25 protein-coding genes are annotated in these 19,172 nt (G+C 36.3%); 7 read left to right on the top strand and 18 right to left on the bottom strand.

Annotated elements, in window-relative coordinates; all coding sequences use genetic code 11:
• Positions 1-320: 320 nt before the first annotated feature.
• The 3 genes from D1B32_RS21770 to D1B32_RS21780 are packed head-to-tail and all read right to left on the bottom strand — an operon-like array spanning position 321 to position 2,944.
• Positions 321-953 (bottom strand): NAD(P)-dependent oxidoreductase, encoded by a 633-nt coding sequence (locus D1B32_RS21770; protein ID WP_095313770.1) that lies wholly within the window; start codon positions 951-953, stop codon positions 321-323.
• A 56-nt stretch (positions 954-1,009) separates the two neighbouring features.
• Positions 1,010-2,077, bottom strand: coding sequence for an LLM class flavin-dependent oxidoreductase (locus D1B32_RS21775; RefSeq protein ID WP_095313771.1), 1,068 nt, complete (start codon positions 2,075-2,077; stop codon positions 1,010-1,012).
• Positions 2,078-2,092: 15 nt separating this feature from the next.
• Positions 2,093-2,944: a VOC family protein gene (locus D1B32_RS21780; RefSeq protein ID WP_095313773.1), complete on the bottom strand. Its 852-nt coding sequence runs from the start codon at positions 2,942-2,944 to the stop codon at positions 2,093-2,095.
• Positions 2,945-3,181: 237 nt separating this feature from the next.
• On the opposite strand from D1B32_RS21780, the gene D1B32_RS21785 reads away from it, so the two are divergent.
• The gene (locus tag D1B32_RS21785; RefSeq protein WP_095313774.1) at positions 3,182-3,505 is read left to right on the top strand and encodes a winged helix-turn-helix transcriptional regulator; all 324 of its coding nucleotides are present in this window, start codon (positions 3,182-3,184) and stop codon (positions 3,503-3,505) included.
• 84 nt (positions 3,506-3,589) lie between these two features.
• Here D1B32_RS21785 and D1B32_RS21790 read toward each other — a convergent pair whose 3' ends face one another.
• Positions 3,590-4,534 (bottom strand): aldo/keto reductase, encoded by a 945-nt coding sequence (locus D1B32_RS21790; protein ID WP_095313776.1) that lies wholly within the window; start codon positions 4,532-4,534, stop codon positions 3,590-3,592.
• A 154-nt stretch (positions 4,535-4,688) separates the two neighbouring features.
• Here D1B32_RS21790 and D1B32_RS21795 point away from each other — a divergent pair, with 154 nt between their 5' ends.
• From D1B32_RS21795 to D1B32_RS21800, 3 genes are read left to right on the top strand one after another with little or no spacing between them, the layout of a single operon-like run.
• Complete coding sequence (locus D1B32_RS21795; protein WP_095313777.1) at positions 4,689-5,444, top strand: IclR family transcriptional regulator; 756 nt, start codon at positions 4,689-4,691, stop codon at positions 5,442-5,444.
• A gap of 21 nt (positions 5,445-5,465) precedes the next feature.
• Positions 5,466-5,630 carry a hypothetical protein gene (locus D1B32_RS24535; protein ID WP_316246673.1) on the top strand — a complete coding sequence of 55 codons (165 nt, stop codon included), beginning with the start codon at positions 5,466-5,468 and terminating at the stop codon, positions 5,628-5,630.
• Positions 5,631-5,638: 8 nt separating this feature from the next.
• Positions 5,639-6,613, top strand: coding sequence for an oxidoreductase (locus tag D1B32_RS21800; protein ID WP_316246674.1), 975 nt, complete (start codon positions 5,639-5,641; stop codon positions 6,611-6,613).
• Between the two features lie 62 nt (positions 6,614-6,675).
• On the opposite strand, the gene D1B32_RS21805 is transcribed toward D1B32_RS21800, so the two are convergent.
• From D1B32_RS21805 to D1B32_RS21815, 3 genes are all read right to left on the bottom strand, one after another.
• Entirely contained in the window at positions 6,676-6,879 is a 204-nt protein-coding gene (locus D1B32_RS21805; protein ID WP_095313778.1) for a hypothetical protein, read from the bottom strand.
• A gap of 63 nt (positions 6,880-6,942) precedes the next feature.
• Positions 6,943-7,293, bottom strand: coding sequence for a DUF4260 domain-containing protein (locus D1B32_RS21810; RefSeq protein WP_095313780.1), 351 nt, complete (start codon positions 7,291-7,293; stop codon positions 6,943-6,945).
• Positions 7,286-7,717 carry a MerR family transcriptional regulator gene (locus tag D1B32_RS21815; RefSeq protein WP_095313781.1) on the bottom strand — a complete coding sequence of 144 codons (432 nt, stop codon included), beginning with the start codon at positions 7,715-7,717 and terminating at the stop codon, positions 7,286-7,288. The genes D1B32_RS21810 and D1B32_RS21815 overlap by 8 nt, the downstream gene beginning before the upstream one ends.
• A gap of 308 nt (positions 7,718-8,025) precedes the next feature.
• Between D1B32_RS21815 and D1B32_RS21820 the strand changes: the two genes are divergently transcribed.
• Positions 8,026-8,802 (top strand): formate/nitrite transporter family protein, encoded by a 777-nt coding sequence (locus D1B32_RS21820; RefSeq protein WP_095313783.1) that lies wholly within the window; start codon positions 8,026-8,028, stop codon positions 8,800-8,802.
• 63 nt (positions 8,803-8,865) lie between these two features.
• Here the strand turns inward: D1B32_RS21820 and D1B32_RS23920 are convergent, their stop codons facing one another.
• From D1B32_RS23920 to D1B32_RS21865, 10 genes are all read right to left on the bottom strand, one after another.
• Positions 8,866-9,015, bottom strand: a complete 150-nt coding sequence (locus D1B32_RS23920) for a hypothetical protein (RefSeq protein ID WP_158586313.1) — start codon at positions 9,013-9,015, stop codon at positions 8,866-8,868.
• Positions 9,016-9,210: 195 nt separating this feature from the next.
• Positions 9,211-9,432, bottom strand: a complete 222-nt coding sequence (locus D1B32_RS21825; RefSeq protein ID WP_187393190.1) for a heavy-metal-associated domain-containing protein — start codon at positions 9,430-9,432, stop codon at positions 9,211-9,213.
• Between the two features lie 15 nt (positions 9,433-9,447).
• Positions 9,448-9,939, bottom strand: coding sequence for a helical membrane plugin domain-containing protein (locus tag D1B32_RS21830; protein ID WP_095313788.1), 492 nt, complete (start codon positions 9,937-9,939; stop codon positions 9,448-9,450).
• Entirely contained in the window at positions 9,914-12,904 is a 2,991-nt protein-coding gene (gene fdhF / locus D1B32_RS21835) for a formate dehydrogenase subunit alpha (RefSeq protein WP_095313790.1), read from the bottom strand. The genes D1B32_RS21830 and fdhF overlap by 26 nt, the downstream gene beginning before the upstream one ends.
• 339 nt (positions 12,905-13,243) lie before the next feature.
• Positions 13,244-13,699, bottom strand: coding sequence for a DUF3278 domain-containing protein (locus D1B32_RS21840; RefSeq protein WP_095313792.1), 456 nt, complete (start codon positions 13,697-13,699; stop codon positions 13,244-13,246).
• The gene (locus D1B32_RS21845; protein WP_095313806.1) at positions 13,696-13,896 is read right to left on the bottom strand and encodes a helix-turn-helix transcriptional regulator; all 201 of its coding nucleotides are present in this window, start codon (positions 13,894-13,896) and stop codon (positions 13,696-13,698) included. The genes D1B32_RS21840 and D1B32_RS21845 overlap by 4 nt, the downstream gene beginning before the upstream one ends.
• Positions 13,897-14,089: 193 nt before the next feature.
• Positions 14,090-14,551: a VOC family protein gene (locus D1B32_RS21850; RefSeq protein WP_095313794.1), complete on the bottom strand. Its 462-nt coding sequence runs from the start codon at positions 14,549-14,551 to the stop codon at positions 14,090-14,092.
• A gap of 221 nt (positions 14,552-14,772) precedes the next feature.
• Positions 14,773-15,561, bottom strand: coding sequence for an MBL fold metallo-hydrolase (locus tag D1B32_RS21855; RefSeq protein WP_095313796.1), 789 nt, complete (start codon positions 15,559-15,561; stop codon positions 14,773-14,775).
• 71 nt (positions 15,562-15,632) lie between these two features.
• Entirely contained in the window at positions 15,633-16,031 is a 399-nt protein-coding gene (locus tag D1B32_RS21860) for a VOC family protein (protein WP_095313798.1), read from the bottom strand.
• A 45-nt stretch (positions 16,032-16,076) separates the two neighbouring features.
• Positions 16,077-16,898: a TIM barrel protein gene (locus tag D1B32_RS21865; protein WP_095313800.1), complete on the bottom strand. Its 822-nt coding sequence runs from the start codon at positions 16,896-16,898 to the stop codon at positions 16,077-16,079.
• Between the two features lie 381 nt (positions 16,899-17,279).
• Between D1B32_RS21865 and ymzB the strand changes: the two genes are divergently transcribed.
• Positions 17,280-17,630, top strand: coding sequence for a protein YmzB (gene ymzB, locus D1B32_RS21870; RefSeq protein WP_095313802.1), 351 nt, complete (start codon positions 17,280-17,282; stop codon positions 17,628-17,630).
• Positions 17,631-17,849: 219 nt separating this feature from the next.
• Here ymzB and D1B32_RS21875 read toward each other — a convergent pair whose 3' ends face one another.
• Positions 17,850-18,281, bottom strand: a complete 432-nt coding sequence (locus D1B32_RS21875; RefSeq protein WP_095313804.1) for a DUF7878 domain-containing protein — start codon at positions 18,279-18,281, stop codon at positions 17,850-17,852.
• A 272-nt stretch (positions 18,282-18,553) separates the two neighbouring features.
• Here D1B32_RS21875 and D1B32_RS21880 point away from each other — a divergent pair, with 272 nt between their 5' ends.
• Entirely contained in the window at positions 18,554-19,027 is a 474-nt protein-coding gene (locus tag D1B32_RS21880; protein WP_118890406.1) for a hypothetical protein, read from the top strand.
• Positions 19,028-19,172 lie beyond the last annotated feature (145 nt).

Genomic DNA, 19,172 nt, shown 5'->3' on the forward strand with positions numbered 1-19,172 from the left:
CCACCTGAATTTTATTTTTATCTTTATAGTTTCCGGATCTTCTTCCCGTCCCCGTATTCGTGTATTTCTGTTATATCTATTCAAAATCGTTTATATATTTTAGGGCAAGTAACAATATTATTCTATCAGAAAAAGAAACTCTTATTTATATTGTATTCCTTTTCACTGATCAAAACGAGTAAAAATCAATACAAATTTACTCAAATTTTAGGTGACGGCTTAAAGCTCGTTCCGCTGTACAAAGAGTTAATTACTACTTATTTGATTAAGCAATTAAAAAGCTGGAACCATATGGCTCCAGCTTTTTAATCATTTATCAATTATTCACTTACAACCGTAAATCTTTCATTTACGTGTTTTGCATCTTCCATTTCATCGACAATTGCAATAGCAAAATCTGCATAGCTAATATAGCTTTGACCTGCTTCATTAAGAAGCAAGACATCTTTTCCTGTTTTGTAGGAACCTGTTCGTTCTCCCTCTGCATCAAATATAGCGGAAGGGCTGACAAACGTCCATGCTAATTTATCTGTCTCCTGTAATTCTTTTAAATTTCGTGCCTGCCCATTTGCAGTTGGTTTAAATACATCTGGAAAATCTGGCGTATCGATTATGCGGATTGTTTTGTTTTCATCAGCATAAAGACTCCCAGCTCCTCCGACAACGATTAATCTAGCGTTTGTTTCATGCAGCAGCTTGATTAGGTGATGTCCAGCATCAACATGTGCTTGCTCTTCACCAAGTGGGGCACCGAATGCATTTACAATTACATCAAATTTATGAAGGTCTTCTGTGTTCAGATCAAAAATATTTTTTTCGATGATGGTAATATTTTTAACGGCTAGCTTTGAAGCATCTCTTACGATAGCCGTAACTTGATGTCCACGATCCATCGCCTCATTTAAAATTAATTTCCCGGCTTTTCCACTAGCACCGATAACTGCAATATTCATTTTTATTCCTCCAATTTCAGTTGAATGAATTTTATCGTAACCACGCTATACATAATTTATTTACCTTGACTCATCGCTTTCGTTAACCTTGGAACAACCTCCGTTGCAAGTAACTCTATATTTTTCTGTACTTTTTCAAACGGCAGTCCACCAATATCGATTTGCGCCAGAAAACGTGTGTGTCCGTATAACTCATGCTGCCTGAGGATTTTCTCAACAACCAGTTCTGGACTTCCAACAAATAATGCTGTTTCGGGACTGGCAACCTGTTCAAAGTCACTTCTAGACATTCGTGTTCCCATGCCACGCTGACGATTAACATAATTCCAGTAGTTGGCGTAATACGGATAAAACTCATCCCTGGCTTCTTCTGTTGTTTCAGCAAGGTAAGTATGCCCTGTCACACCAACTGTTAATGTATCTGGAGAATGTCCCGCCTCCAATCCTGCCTTGCGATAGATATCAACCAACGGCTTAAAACGCATTGGATCGCCACCCAATATCGCGATCGCCATACCTACACCGAGTCTCCCCGCACGAGCAGCACTTTCCGGTGTCCCGCCAACTCCAATCCAGATTGGCAATTTCCTTTGTACAGGACGTGGTGAAATTTCCGCATTTTTTAATGCTGAACGAAACTTTCCATTCCACGAAACGATTTCATTTTCATTGAGCTTTAAAAGTAAATCCATATGCTCGCTAAACAGTTCATTATAATCATTTGTATCATAACCAAATAATGGAAAAGATTCGATAAAAGCTCCTCGTCCAGCTAAAATTTCTGCACGTCCATTTGAAATTAAATCCAATGTAGCAAAGTCTTCAAATAAGCGAACAGGGTCAAGTGTGCTGATAACACTGGTAGCGCTCGTTAATCGAATCTGATTTGTCGCATTAGCAATAGCAGCTAATACCACAGCTGGTGAGGAAACCGCATAATCTAAGCGATGATGCTCCCCTATCCCAAATATATCCAGACCGGCTTCTTCTGTCAGCTTTGCCGCTTTAATAATTTCATCTATTCGCTGTTTCATGCTGATTGTTTTTCCAGTTATGGGATCTGGTCCTATATCCGCAAGTGTGTAAATCCCTATTTCAATCCCATTTTCTTTTAATGTTGACAATGCTTCTTCCACCTCTTAGATCGTTAACTCAATCCGATTTCCGGACGGATCATACGTCATTCTTCTTCCTGCTTCTTCAGTTACCGAAACGCCGATTTTTTTCAAGTTAGCGACTGTTTCCTTGATCGCTTCTTCATTCGGTAAAACAAGTGTATAGGATTCCATACCTACACTGTTTTCAGCTGGCTTCGGTGCTCCAACTCCATTCCATGTATTGACTCCAATATGATGATGATAGTTGTCTTTTGATAGGAATAGCGCCTGTCTTCCATAACGATTCACAACATCAAATCCAAGACCTTTCACATAAAATTCCTCTGTTTTTTCTAATTCAGAAACATGTAAATGGATATGCCCCATTAGTGTGTCTTCAGGCAGTCCTTCCCATGTTTCACCTGGTACACGATTCTTTAGTAACCTTTCAAAATCCAATGGGTCAACTGCCATTGCAACTTCTTCATCAGTCCAACTCCACTCTGATGGATTACGATCAATATAGATTTCAATTTCGTTTCCATCAGGGTCATGTAAATAAAGTGCTTCGCTTACAAGGTGGTCTGAGGAACCAAAACGAATACCTTTTTCTGAAAAATGCACAACAATATTAGCCAAATCTTTTTTCTCAGGCAATAGCAGGGCAAAATGATACAACCCAGTCGTTCTTCCTTGTTTTGGAATAACATCTTTTGGTTGCGTTAATGATAAGATGCTCGTCTTCCCGTCTGTTGTTAATCTTGCTGTATTAGCTGTTTGTTCTAATATATCGAAACCAATTATTTCTTGATAGTACTGTAAAGACCTTGCTAAATTTTCTACCTTTATGTTGACATGGCCAACGAATGTCGTTGGTTTAGTATGGAACCCCATAATCATCCTCCTCGTTTTTTTTATTCAATTAGATAGTTTGATTGCTAAATAAGCCTAATTCTTCAGCAGTTTTTTAGAATTAAACATTGTATTTTATTCATTTTTAACATCTTTTTCATTAGATTACTTTATGTAACCAAGTTTATAATTAGAACTACATATTGTCAAGTAATAAATTTTATTTTTATAACAAGGTGAATTTTTATGTTATACTTAAAGTAAGCGAGGTGAATATAATTGGCACAACCAACAATCTGTCCAAAGTTTGAAAAAGCCATCTCACTGTTAAGTCAAAGGTGGACGGCATTAGTAGTTTATCAATTATTACTAGGAACACAACGTTTTAGTGAAATCCAATCAGCTATCGGCATAAGTGGAAAAGTATTATCCGACCGTTTAAAGGATTTAGAAAAGCAAGATATCGTGAAACGTGAAGTTATACCAGATACACCAGTGATTATTGAATACTCTTTAACAGAAAAAGGGCGTTCAATGGAGCCAATATTGCGAACGATCGAGAGCTGGTCACAAGATTGGTTTCAATCCGAATCTGAGATATGACAGATTGGAAATCCACTTAATAATGAGGAAGGGTTGTCCTCCAAAATCATGTTGGCTGATTTTGGAGGACAACCCTTTTTATCTTTACTCATTTTTATTTAAAATTTCATCGATTGCTTGTAACTCTTCTTTCGATAATCGAATGTCACTTGCTTTAACATTTTCGCGAATTCTCTCTTTGCGTTTTCCACCTGGAATTACTGCATCTACGCCTTCCTGAGCAAGCAGCCATGCTAGTGCTAAATTAGGCAAGTTCGTATCCTTACGTACAGCAAACTTGTTTAATTCATCTACTTTATCAAGCGTTTGAATATACTGCTCTCCTTGGAACAATGGAACAGACTGGCGCCAATCACCCGCATCTAATTTAGTCTCCTTTGTAAATCCTCCGCCTAGTAATCCAAATGCTAATGGACCATATGGAATAAATGAAATATTATTTTCTCTTGTGTATGGCAATAATGCTTCCTCAGCAGATCGATCCAGCATATTGTATGGTGATTGCAAGACAGAAATGTCACCATGTGCATTCGCTTCTTTTAACTGCTCAATAGATAGATTTGAAACCCCAATCGACCGAATTTTTCCTTCTTCCTTTAGACGCGCTAACTCACCAATTGATTCGGTAAAAGGCGTTTTATTATCTGGGAAGTGCAAATAATATAAGTCTACATAGTCTAATTGCAGCCTTTGTAAACTTTTCTCAACTGCTTCCCTTAAATATTCAGGACGATTATCTGTTTTCACATCATCTAAATTCGTAAAGTTTTGTGCTCCCTTTGTTGCAATAACAAAATCATCACGTTTAAATTCTTTTAATGCTTCACCAACTAATTCTTCCGAACGGCCAAGACCGTAAATGTCAGCAGTATCAATAAATGTTACCCCAAGGTTAAGTGCTTCTCTTACTAAATCTTTTCCATCTTGTTCATTTAAATTTTGGAATAGATTATGACCACCAACAGCATTTGTACCAAGTCCAATCGCCGATATTTCCAAATTTGATTTCTTTAGCTTTGTATAATTCATGTTTTTCCCTCCTTGTATTTGAGTAGCTATAGCATAATTTCTACATGTAAAAACTACAAATATTCTTGGTAAAGTTTCAAATAATGAAACTCACTATGATTATTTTGTAGTAAACTATCCAAACACCTATACTACAGAAGACGGGGTGATAAAAATGGCACAAAATCAAGTTTCTACATTAAGAAAAGGACTTCTCGTATTAGAACTGGTTAAACAAAATGAGGGAATTACTTTAGCAGAGGTGATGAAGGAGCTTCATTTAAGTAAGTCTACAGCATTCCGATTATTAACGACCTTAGAAGAAATGAAGTATATCTATAAAATTCAAACATCGTATTTCTTTAATCCAAAGGTTTTCCTTGATGAATCTGAAAAACGCTCCTCAAAGGGCTGGACATCTTTACGTTCCATCTACCAAGCAGCAGAAAACCTGCAAATGAGCACCTATTTAGGAAAAGTAGATGGTACTGACTTAGTTATGACCCAGGTATTACACGCTCCTTTCCAGCAATCAGCAGACGAAGAAATGGGTAACCGCTCTAAATTACATCTATCTGCTTTAGGCAAAGTCATTTTAGCACATTTAGATGATGCTAGATTAACTCCCCTACTCGATAAAATGGCACTGGATCCTGCCACAGTCAATACGTTTCAAGACTCCCAATTATTTCGTTATCATTTAAAGGTGATACATGAAGATGGATACGCTTTTGATGACGAAGAACGAGCTGTTGGTCTCCGTTGCGTTGCTGTACCAGTTTTTCGCAATAAGAAAGTCATTGCTGCATTAGCTATTGCGGCACCAACAGATCAACTATCACGTAGCAGTGTCAAACAAATTGCTTTAAAACTAAATGTCGGTAGTAAAGCAATCACACAAGAATTAGAGGCTTTAGATAATATACATTAATTTATATAACGGAGGAATAACATGAAAAGCAATGTTCAGCACTTATTTCAAGACTTTACATTTAAAAATGGTGTCCATGTACGGAATCGGTTGACGATGGCACCAATGACGACTTTTTCTGCAGATAGCAATGACTATGTTTCACAAGAAGACTTGATTATTATAAAGAACGCGCAAATGGGATAGGTACAATCATTACTGCTTGTGCCTATATTTCCAAAAATGGTAAGGGCTTTGATGGCCAAATGAGTATCGATCACGATGGGACAATTGATGGTCTTACGAAGCTTGCTGAAGTTATCCATGCCGGTGGAGCAAAAGGGATTGTTCAACTTTATCATGGAGGCCGTTTAGCAGTACCTCGACTTACTCCAAATGGTGAAACCGTTAGTGCTAGTGCAGTTCCGCCTCTTGGAGATCGCGGATTTTATAGTATCGATCAAGCACCTCGAGCATTAACAACAGAAGAAGTTTATGGAATTATCACAGATTTTGGTGAGGCAACACGCCGTGCAATTGAGGCTGGATTTGATGGTGTTGAGCTGCATGGGGCAACAGGTTACTTACTCCAACAATTCGTTTCACCGCATTCTAACTTAAGAACAGATGAATTTGAGGATCGTCACCTATTCGCATTAAAATTAATCGAAGAAGTAAAACAAGTCGTCCAAAAACATGCAACAAAACCATTCCTAATCGGTTATCGTTTTTCACCGGAAGAGCCAGAAACACCAGGAATCACGATGAAGGAAACATTTGCTTTAATGGATGACTTAATTCAGGCAGACATTGATTATTTGCATATTGCAACGACGAATGCATGGGCAAAATCCCGCCGAGGCATTGTTAGCGATAAATCCCGTACCGAGTTAATTGCTGAATATGTTGACGGGCGTGTGCCAGTAATCGGTGTCGGCAATGTGCATACACCGGATGATGCTGCACGTGTGTTAGAAAAAGGAAAGACAGAATTTGTCGCACTTGGACGAGCTATTGTCGTTGACCCACATTGGGTTGAGAAAGCAAATGCTGATCAAGAAGACACGATTATTCATCACCTAACAGAAAATGATCAACAAAACGCAGTCATCCCAACACCATTGTGGAAATTAATTTTAGAGGTTCAAGGTTGGTTTCCAGTTAAAGAAACAGAGGAAAGCTTGAATTGATTTTTCATGTTGTATAAAAAGTAGCTTCTCAAGCTGCTGACATAAGAAAACATGAAAATAACTTATAAAATGAACTTTTTCAGGCAGTGCTCGAGCGGAAGTTCCATGGCATATAACCCACATTCCTTACCTTGCTTGGCAGATAGGAAAGTATAGAACTTTCCTATCTGCATAACTGCAACTGTCAGCTCTTTCGTGATATGACTTTGTGAGAAAGGAAAGAAAAGACCTAAACTTTCTGGAGCAATTTGCATAAACGACTTCATTTAGATTTATCTTTTGATTATATACTTTTCACCAAGCTCCGTCTTTTTTATACATAAATATCCTTAAATCTCTTGTATATGTGTATGCTTAAATTCATCGGAATACTTTAATCCATAGCTGAATAATCGATCCATAAAGATATGTGCAAACCAAATGATAGATAATAAAAGCAAGAAATCTTTTGCGAAAATGACCGAGCAAAAAATAAATAATAAAGGCAATATAAAACTATGACCAATGTTATAAACGGTTGCACCTACTTTATTGTTCCATGCATATCCAATCATTGTAATATCGGGAACAAATAACAGCACAAAAAATAACCATATTGGAAAATCCAGCAAAACATACATGTAAAATGAGAATACAAAAGCAATTCCATTTTCTATTCGAACCATTCGCTGATTAGTCATTAAATCCCCCCGATTGAATATTATTGAAAAATCCAAACAATAATTCTTCAATAACTTCTTTGTTTCTTTCGTATTTTCCTTCGTTGATTAATTCCTTAATTCGATGCACTACTTTTAATGCTTGCTGATAGAACCGAATCTTTTCTTCAAGGTTAATCATTTTTTCATCTAATAACGAGACGGTAGAAACGTTGCATTCGATTGAAATTGGTTGATCTCTTAACAGAAGTACTTGTTGAATCTCTTTAATGGTAAAACCTAATTGCTTTAATACAATAATAAATTGTAACTGTTTCTCGCAGGCTACATCATATTCCCGGTAACCATTTTCCCGCCTTTTCGGAACTAAAATATTTTCCTTCTCATAGTAACGAACAGTATCCGGTTGAATATGGTATTTTGCAGCAAAGTCTTTAATTTGCATAGCAGCAATCCTCCCATAAAAATAATAACATTGGAGAAAACTCCAAGGTCAATAGTTAATTTCTGAGCGAAGAAACAAAACCATCACAACAATATCAATTGTACAATTATTGATTCGTATTGAAAATACTTCTTATATTAAACTGCTCAATTTGTCCATTCAGCTTTAACTATATAGCCTATGGCGTGTAAAATTCCCTTTCAGTTCAATAATCATAATTTCTGGGGTTTTAACTTATGTATGATTAGCCTAGCCTTGAAAATAATAAGATTATCTCTGCTATTAAAAGAAGAGGATAGGTGATATAAATGGCATTTAATCCCCCAAAGAAAACGGCTAGACTTGCTGTTGAACACGGTGCAAAAAAGGCAAATTTGCCGATTTTAACTCAATCCATATTGGGATTTTTAGCAGGAGCATTTGTCGCTTTTGGTTTTTTGTTAGATATTCGGGTTACAGGTAATCTTCCAGTGGAAATTTGGGGATCAATGGGATCATTTATTGGAGCATCTGTCTTCCCTGTGGGTCTTATTTTTGTACTATTGGCCGGTGGAGAGCTATTAACAGGAAACATGATGGCTGTAACAACAGCAAGATTTGCAGGTAAAATTAAAACAACATACTTAATTAAGAACTGGACCATTGTGGCTATTACTAATTTTATTGGTTCTATATTTGTTGCATATTTCTTTGGTCATCTTCTAGGCTTAACAGAAACTGGCCCTTATCTAGAAGCGACCGTTGCCATTGCTGAGGCAAAAATAGCGGATCCATTTATGCTTGCGTTTCTATCCGGTATTGGTGCTAATTGGCTGGTTTGTTTAGCAGTATGGCTTTGCTACGCAGCCGATGATGTTACAGGCAAAATCCTTGGTATTTGGTTTCCAATTATGGCCTTTGTAGCAATCGGGTTTCAGCACGTTGTTGCAAATATGTTTGTTATCCCAGCCGCTATCTTTGCCGGGTATTTTACCTGGGGAGAGTATTTGATAAATTTCGTAGCTGTTTTTCTTGGAAATGCTGTTGGAGGAGCTTTTTTCGTAGGTGGATTATATTATTTAGCATATATTCGTGAAAAGGTTTAAACACATAGGAGAACTACTAAAGGGATCTGAGAACGCTTGCTTAAAACATCAAAAAACCCAGGTTTATTCTATACCTGGGTTTTCATCAGTTTGCAACGAAGTAGGGTGGATAAGGTTATCCGCGCAATCCGAACAAACGTCTAATATTCTATATGGGCGCTGTTCTTTTTCGGTTTCCTCTTCCCTGCCACATACTTCACAAATTCTAGGCAAATGAAAAACCTCCCTTTTAGAGGTTGTTCAAAAAGTCCGGTAAAAATGACACGTCGAGAACAAGGACCTTCGACTAAAAACCGACACGTCCTGTGTCGAACATCGAAGTCACCACATCCTGTGGTAGCCCGGTACTCAAAACTTCACCGCCTCGAACTTCTCGGTCTTTTTATCCTCCTATTTGAACATACACTTTTACATGTCATCCTCCAGTTTATTTACTTCATAACCTAAGTCTTTTACTGCTTGTTCGAAATCCATTAGTGATCCTGCGTCCTCATCATAAGAAATAATCGCTTCATTGGTTTGCGTATTAATTTTAATATTGCGAACTCCCCACACGTCATGCAAGGCATCGCTTACTTTCCCTTCATCTTCCTTTTTTAGACCTGGAATAGAAAGTTTGTGTGTTATCATTTTCATCACCTTCACTTAAGAAGTATGTTTTTGAGACAATCCTTCACCCATACCACTTAAAAATTGAATCATCGCATTAAGAGAATTTCTTACTTCAATATCTTTTGTTGACTTATAGAGGTTCCATAATCCAATATTTTCATTGTAATTGGATGTTTCTGCCATTCTTTCTAATCCTTTATTTACCCCATTAAATATTGTTTTTATTTGATCGGAATCCATATCGGAAAGCAATTGAATGGTGCTCATCCCATTTTTGATAATATTGTGCATCCCAGTTTGGTTCAGTTGTTCAACGGCAATTGCACCTACTTTTTCTCTTGTTCTCAGCAAACCTTTAAGCATATCAAGAACTCCAAAATCATGGAGTTCTTTTAATATAATAAGGGTATCTTCAATAGCTTCACGGTTTTCCGCAATTTGTTTAATAATTGCTTGCAGGTCTTGTGCACGTTCTTCCTCTTCACTAAGTTGTTTTTTCTCAATTTGCCTTATTGCCCTTGCCACGTAAACCACCCTCTCTTCTTATCACTTCAGGTATCGGCGTAAAATCATCTCTTCTCCATTTTTTCTCGACTTCTACACCGATATGTGGTTGTGGATTACCGAAACGGTGATTATTTTTTGGCAATGGAGATTCGCCTGTTTTCTCGAGCACTTCCATTCTTACTTGTGCCTCTTTATAATTTGGTGTATGTGTGTCTTTGTCATAGTAACTGCTTGTTAACGCATTTACTGCTTTTTCGTATTCCACGGTATTCATAGGCAGGTACAGTTCATTACCCGTTACTCTTTCAGATACCAATACACGCACTTTCACCTTTCCATAAGGGGAAATGAGACGGACGAGTGAACCGGTCTCGACATTTCTTTCTTCTGCTAGTTCTTTTGAAACCTCAAGCCATGGCTCGGAAACCATCTGATTAATTCCGGCTGATTTATTAGTCATATTGCCTTCATGAAATTGTTCCAAAAGTCGTCCATTGTTTAGGTGAAGATCAAATTCTTTCCCAAACTCCATTGGTGGAGTCCAATCAACTGGGAATAATTTTGCTTTACCATCTTTAGATTTAAATTCTTCTTCATATAGCAATGGTGTGCTTTCTCCGTTTGGTTTAACAGGCCAAATTTGGCTATCCCACCCTTCAAGAAGATCATAGCTTACACCTGCGAAAATAGGAGCTAATTTAGCTACTTCCGCCATAATTTCAGATGGGTGTTCATACTTCCAGTCAGCTCCACATTTATTTGCAAATTCCTGGAAGATTTGCCAGTCTGGTTTACAATCACCTAATGGTTCTAATACTTGGTAAAAGCGTTGGATTCTTCTTTCTGTGTTTACAAAAGTACCTTCCTTTTCCAAACTAGGAGCAGCTGGTAAAACAATATCTGCGAATTGGGCCGTTTTAGAGAAGAAAATATCTTGCACCACAAAGAATTCCAGTTTTTCAAATGCTTCATGTACGAAATTAATATTGGAATCAACCAATGCCATTTCTTCACCGAATAAGTACATGCCTTTTATGTTGCCATCCATAATACCATCCACGATTTGGTGGTTATCCAGACCAGGATTTTTAGGCAGCTTTATTCCCCATGCTTTTTCATAGCGTCCACGTACTAAATCATTTTCAATCGGTTCATATCCTGGCAGCCAGTTTGGCATCGTTCCAAAATCACTTGCTCCTTGTACATTATTGTGACCACGGAGCGGATAAGCACCTGCTGCAGGTTTACCAAAATTTCCTGTGACCAATAAAAGGTTAGCAATTGCGGTACTTGTGTCTGTACCACCAAGGTGTTGTGTAACACCCATAGCCCAAAGGATACATGTACCGTTTGATTCGTGTATCATTTCCGCTACTTGTATTAATGTATCTTTCGAGATACCTGTCACTTTTTCCGCATAATCAAGCGTAAATTTTTCTAATGATTGTTTATACTCCTCTACTTGATTAACACGTTTTTGTAAAAACGCTTCATCTTCCCATCCTTGATCAAGAATATACTTCGTAACAGCGGACAGCCATACTAAGTCTGTTCCTGGTTTTGGATGAATGTATAAATCAGCTCTATCAGCCAGTTCATTCTTCCGCAAATCTGATACGATCAGTTTCTGACCATGTAATTTATGTGCCCGTTTCACCCTTGTTGCCAATACGGGATGGGATTCGGAAGGATTTGCACCAACAACCATTACTAAATCAGCTGCCGCGATGTCCTTGATTGTTCCAGAATCCCCACCAATACCAACTGTGCGCATAAGTCCAGCTGATGCAGGAGTTTGACAGTATCTCGAGCAATTATCAACATTATTAGATTGAAAAATGGAACGAGCTAGTTTTTGGAATAGGAAATTTTCCTCGTTTGTACATTTAGAAGATGCAATAAAACCAAGCTTGTCGCCACCTTCTTTTTCTTTAATTTCCATAAACTTCTCAGCCATTAAGCTCAGCGCTTCTTCCCAGGTTGCCTCGTGAAATTTATCTCCTTTACGAATCAATGGTTTGGTAAGGCGCTCCTCACTATTCACAAAATCCCAACCGAATTTCCCTTTGACACAAGTAGAAATACCGTTAACCGGTGCATCACTCTGAGGTTGAACTTTAAGAATATCTCTACCTTTTGTCCATACTTCAAAACTACAACCTACCCCACAATAGGTACAAACCGTTTTTGTCTTCTTAATCCGATCTTCACGCATCGCCGCTTCAACATTGGAGATGGTGAAGATTTCCTTATATCCTGGTTCCACTTCTTTTGTTAGATCAATCATTGGTTCAAGGATATTATTTGGTATTCCCGTCATGTACCCAGCTTCACCGAGCATGGATTTTTCCATTAGAGCGTTACAAGGACATACGGAAACACAATGTCCACATGATACACAAGAAGATTCATTAATTGGCACATCATTATCCCAAATGACCCTTGGGTGTTCCCGATCCCAATCAATGCTAAGCACTTCACTTACTTGCAAGTCCTGACATGCCTCCACGCACAACCCACATTTGATACATTGATCAGGCTCATATCGATAAAATGGATGTGAATTATCTGGAGGATACGGTTTGGGTGTAAATTCGTATTTTTGGTGCTCTAGTTCTAAGTATTCTGCAGTATTATGTACCACACAATTTCCATTGTTATTGTCACAAACAGTACAATAAAGCTCATGGTCCTTCAGAATACGTGACATACCCTCTAACTGTGCTTCTTTTGCTGTTTCTGAAACAGAGTTTACAACCATATCGGGTTCCGCTTTTGTCGCACATGCTCGTCTTAATTGCCCATCGACTTCTACAAAGCATGTGTCACAAGTTTGAATAGTTCCTATACCTAGATCTGGTTGTGACGAACAAATACCGGGAATATAAATATTGCTTTCTAAAGCTGCCTCTAAAATAAATTGCCCATCTTTTGCTTCGATTGTAATGTCATTTACGGTTATTTGGAAACTACGACTTTCCATAAAAATCCCTCACCACCTTATTTTCCTTTATATGAAAGTATTTACTAAAAGGTTTTAAAATATAACCGTATTTGTAAACAAGGTGAGTAAGGGCATGTTGCTTTTACATGGTGATTCGAGCGAGGAATAATAGGCAACTGGTTTAAATTATTTTTGGTAAGGTGGTGATAGAATTAATTAGTTGAAAGACAGCTTTCGCATTAGTTTTTTTATAGACCGCTTTAACAAAGAAAATAAACAGACCCGCTATCCATTCAAGAGATTGCGGGTCGTTACGATATAAGTTGCATTGTGCTGTAAACTTTACTACAGGAACGTATTACAAAATAAAAACTTGTTTTATAACAATTCTTTATTCTTCATATAGGAGCGCTTTAACGATATAAAGCTAGTGAAAAACCAAAGAAAGCTAAGACTTAATAATAATCCTAATATTTCAATCCATTCCATTTGATTGCTCGGTAAACCGGTAAAAATAAAATATAGCAGCATAAAGATAACTACAAAATTAATCGTCTTTATACATATAACTTTTAACTCTTTCTTATAAGCCTGTTCTGTTGCAATATCTGTATACTCGATACCAGATAAAATATACCTTCCAAACACATAAATAAGAAAGACTGCAATGCAGAACATCAAAACCATGTCTAAGTTCAAATCGAAATATTTGTTGCAAATAATCATTGTAATAAGAAAAAGGAACAGAAGAATTGCACCCTCTGAGAAGAAATACAGCATCTTTTTTTCTTTATACTCGTCTTCTGGTATTAAAAAAGATATCCAAGACTTCATGAATCATCCACCTCCCAAAATAAATCGTCTAATGTCTTATTAAGCTCTTTTGCTATTGCGACACATAGATGCAGACTAGGATTATATTCTCCTTTCTCAATAAGACCGATTGTCTGTCTTGTTACTCCTATTCTTTTTGCTAACTGCTCTTGGGTGATTGAGGCTTTCATTCTAGTTATTTTCACATTATTTTTCATCATTCTATCCCACTTAAATGTAATATATAGTTTGCATATGCAATTTATATATTACATCAAATTTAATTGAAAGTCTATCGTTTTATACGAAATTAAATAAATAGACTAATCCTCGTTAAAGGCCCCAGTCTATAAAATAATATGAATTATCGCTGTTTATCCCATGCTGCAAACTCTCATCATTTAATTAATTTTATGTATGTGAATTCAATTGTTCCCACTCGCTTAAATACATCCGTTTGGCTATCTTTTTAGGATTTTCTAGTTTGCAAATTAGTTCTAAACTATTGCCATCTGGATCATTGAAATGGATTTTAGCATGAGCGTAGCTTTCATGTGGCATTACGAACGGTTCTACGGGTTTAAAACCAAATGCCTCCCTTGGTTCATATCCTATACTTTGTAACCAACCAACTGATTTCTTAAGGTCTTCTAATGTTACTTGAAATGCGATATGTCTTATCGAAGGATGGTATTCTAGCTGTACATTTTCTGATTCCCATAATCCAAGCCAACTTTTGTCTCTTTCAATCCATAAAAATGCCAGCCTCTCCTCAACAATATGATCAAGCTCGAGACCTAGATTTTCATAAAATTCAATTGACCGTTTTAAGTTACTGACTGGTAAATGCGCTTCGTATAATCCTTTAATCATGATAGATAATTCTCCTTTTGCTTTAGCAAGTAAATTACATTTATTGAATCAACATGTTTCCCACATATTGAGCAGTGCCACTCGAGCTTGTGAATGTAGCAACTAAAACATAATTACCTTTAATATTCGGCATTTAAAAACCACCTCAAAAACTGAAGTTTAGATGATTTTGATACCTCTAATACTTCTCTTAAGATATCCTACTAGCTATAAGAATTTCTTTAAAATTGAACACGGAACCCTTTGAATTGGTGAATACCAGTCCCAAATTTTATAAGTCCTTCATCTCTTAGCTCTTTTGCTGCATTTTTCACTTCTTGTAAAAGATTGGGATTCAGCCCTATCGTATTATGTCCACCAAAAATCTTCGTTACGTGGGGAATCGTTGAGATTCTTTCCAATGATTGTACTAACTCCATCGGATTAGTTGTAGGAAAGAAAGCATAGACTGGAGTCTGATCATACAGTAAATCTCCTGTAAACAAATAACCATTACTATTATCTAATATAGAGATATGACCTGGAGAATGGCCAGGCGTATGGTAAATCGTCAATTTTCTATTACCTATCTCTATTTTATCCCCATCATTCAATAATCCAGTAGGCTTTCCTTGATAAGGTCTGTATGTAACAGGATTAAATGTTTCTGGAGTGGGTATTGTAATATCACGACTTACATCTTTTCTTATTTGCTCTATGGAAAGTTGCTTAATTCCATTGATAAGCCAGTCTTCTTCATGCTTATGGACATAGACATCCTTAAATTCAGAATGGCTTCCAATATGATCCCAGTGCACATGGGTCGTTAGAACAATAATTGGCAGGCTTGTTAGTTGGTCAGTAATTCGCTTGATGTTGTCAATCCCCAGTCCTGTATCAATTAATGCTGCCCTCTCATCACCAATTAACAAAAAGGAGTGGACTTTTTCCCAATGTCCGTATTCACTAATAGCAAACGTAGTATCGTCTATTTGTGTCACTGTGAACCAAGCGTCTGTAATACCAACCATTTAAACGCTCCCTTTCTATTTTTACTTACTAAATAATTATATTATTTTTGAAAATCTGTCCTTTCACACAATTAAAATTCTGTGCTCATTTCGATGCTTTCATAAATTTCTATCAGTGACCCAGCAGGATCCCTAAAATGCGCTACCTTAATACCCCAATTCTTTTGTTCGGTTGGTTTCGTAATAAAATTTACTTTATTTTTTAATGCTTGATATGATTCTTCCACGCTTTCTACACTAAAAATTAAAGCTGTCCTATCTACTTTTTCAATATCAGTAGAATAATCTCCACCAATTGCTTTAATCATCTGTTTACGATCAAAAACACCTAAAGTAGCTCCATTAAATTTAAAATCGGCATAATTAGAATTCTCATCGCCCCAAGACACGTTAAATCCTAATACATCTCTATAGAATAAAAAACATTCTTTATAATTATCTACAAGCAATCGAGTGTGCGTAAATTCCATGATAAATTCCTCCTCTAAATAATCATTGCTAAGTCTTAAATTTGGTTAGTCACCTATTATATCTTTCACCCAGTCAATCCCTTCATTAACAAAGGCTTCTGTCGGATTTGTATGTGGCGTATGTTCAAAAATAAAAAACACACCTGGATTTGTCGATAGCTGATAAATTAAATTCTTTAAATTAAAATGCGAATTGCTATTTTCGTGAGATGGATGAACAGGAACCCAAATATATTTATCATTGTGAAACTCTACGTTGTGTAAATGCACTACCTTTACATACTTTTTCCACTTTTCGATATAATCTATTGCTTCATCGCCAACCGCTAATACATAATCCCCGATATCAATGCAAAGTTTTATTCCATACCTATCCCAAATCTCAATTGGAAATTCATCCAGTGCTTTTATACCAAACGCGGATCTGTTAAGACCTAATTTTGGTTCGCAAACAATTGGTATAGAATATCTTTCTTGCAGCTGATGCAATCTTTTTAATCCGCTTTCAATAATTTCAGCAGAATCAATGTCTTTTTCTTCTTTGAAGTAAGGAAAGTGTACTAAAATATAAGCCGCGCCTAACTTGGACATATAGTTAACTTCCGATTCAAACTGTCTCCAAGCCTGTTCCGGTTCGTAATTTACCTTTTCCAGCAAATCGTATTTACTTTGATTTCTGTACAAAGGAGAATGCAGTCCAAACGTTTTATTTTCTTTATTCATTAACTCTATGAAATAATTAAAGGAATCCTCACTTGGAAATTCGCCAATTTCAATATGACTCACATTATCCTTATTAAATAATAAAGGGATTTTCTCAGGATCTGTCATAATTGTACTTCCAGAAAGTCCTATTTGATGATGCATCTTTTCCTCTCCTTCTATCTATTATAGCTTTTAGATACGTAAACTCGTTTGTGACTGTTAGGCACTTCTAGATTTCATAAATTCTATTGGTCTGTATTTTTTGAAAATCTTCCAATTAATTTTAAGTCTGAACGATCAGCACCAAATTTTTTTTGCACCCTCTAATAGAATATTGTTATTTATAATGATCACCACCTGTATTTGTTTACGAATTGATAATTCATTAAGTTTCACATTATACAGAAAATATAGATGGATTCTTATTGTAACAAGCTTGAAAGGCGGAAGCTAATTATTCTACTATCTTTATTCACTTGGAATAAAATTTTAATCTGCATATTTACTTTGAATGTAGGAGAATTTAAAGTCAGGAGGGATTCTATGGATCATGAATTTTTATCTGTTGAAGAGTTTAATGTATTGCTTCGACAGTGGAGCGGAAGAACAATTAAAATTACCAAGCACGAATTAGATGATGTCGATCAAACAGTATTGAATCTGCAAAATATTTCCTATGACCAAAACTTGCGCAGAATCGATGACTACGTACCGAAACATAGCTTACTTTTACATGGAGATGGCCAAATAGAAACACTGACTACTATGAGTAATGTATCACTCCCATCATCGAATTATGAAATCCCCCTGCAGGATGACTCCCTCTATGAATTTAATGGGGAGACATTTGTTCTTACAACGAATCGTGGAGTTTATAAGATTGAGTTGGCATAAAAGGGCTCGGAATTAGCCCTTTTGTGTCTGTTGTTCAATAACTTCACTTTGACAAAGCTTCGATCCGAAATCCACTTGGAGCTTCAACATAAAATGATTTTAAAATCATACATTCCCCTCAATCAAATTGCTTCTGGCTTTATTCCTTTTTTAATTAAGGCTTTGTTAAACTTTAAGGAAAGCCTTTGAGAGCAAGGTTTACCCTACTAAAATTCCATTTTATTTTAGGTATTTATCAAGTTTTACAACATAGTCTATTGCTTTGAGTTCATTGTTTAAACCATATAAATATTCCTTAACAGCTTCCACTAATTTCGCAGTAGTTATGAATTCTTTAGACTCGAAATCCTGCCAGATTGAAAAAATATGCCAATTGTCCTTAGCTACATGAAGAAAGTTAAGAATTACCTCATCGTGATCAATTGTCTCATAATTCATATTTACTCTATATCCTTTTTGTACTTGTTGGATCCACTCTCCCAATTGAATTCCCAGCTCCGCAAGATTGATGTATGGGTCGTAGAAAAATACTCTTTCATTTAGCGAAATCTTTAACTCGCCCTCAATAAATCCAATGTCGTAAGAAGAATATTGTGATTCAGTTTCATTTGGTTTAACAGTGTTTAAAATAAATGATAACTTAATGTTCATAAAATCACCCTGTCGTTATACTTTCTATTAAGGTTAATCACATTCTTAGAAAATGAATTAAACGTTGAAGTCTGAGTGGTGTAACCTCCACCAATTGTAATTAATTAAATTAGAATTAGTATCCATAATTTCTTTTTCATTTCTCAGTATCCTTCATCGCCTTTACCAAATTTCCCCTTAAATCTATGTTATATTAAAAATAGAACTTTTGGAATGATTTAAACTATTTCTTTAAGATAAAGGAACGGTTGTAATGAAAGGGGATTCCGATAGTGAAAAAGGTTTTATTTAGTTTAGTTCCGTTGCTTTTCATTTTATTTGCATGTCAGGATCAGCAATTGGAAACGAATTATTATTTATCCCTGTTGGGCGATAGTGAGACTTGGAGATTGTCTGGTTATGAAATAATATTAACCCCAGATGAAATAAAGGTCGGAAATGGAAAGCTGATAATGAAGGAAGAAAATAAATATATTACAGATTCCTTTAGCTTTGATACATATGCGGTTATTAATGGCGTAGATCATAAAATTCATGCTGGCTCAGTCTCTGGACGCGCAGATATTAAAGAGCAAACGACCGGAACATTAGAAGGTGGCGCCCCCATTGATTTTGATGAATTAAGTAGTGTTTATATGATAATTGAGTGGTGGGATCCTAATGAAAGTGATAATGTTCAAGAGCGAATTAATTTATATCAAAAGCCGAAGAATGATGAAACGTTTTTAAATGAAGAATCCCTTTAAGAGAAATGGAGAAGTTATGGGTTTGTCAAATAAAGTGTGTAAGTCCCTCTTACTCAAGGTACTTTAACACTCTATCTTTTAGCTCAACTTGAAGAAGAAGTTGGTTCATAACCATTGCCCAGTTTTGGATATGACCACCCTCCCA

The organism is Oceanobacillus profundus (assembly GCF_003515705.1).
Classification (GTDB): domain Bacteria; phylum Bacillota; class Bacilli; order Bacillales; family Amphibacillaceae; genus Oceanobacillus; species Oceanobacillus profundus.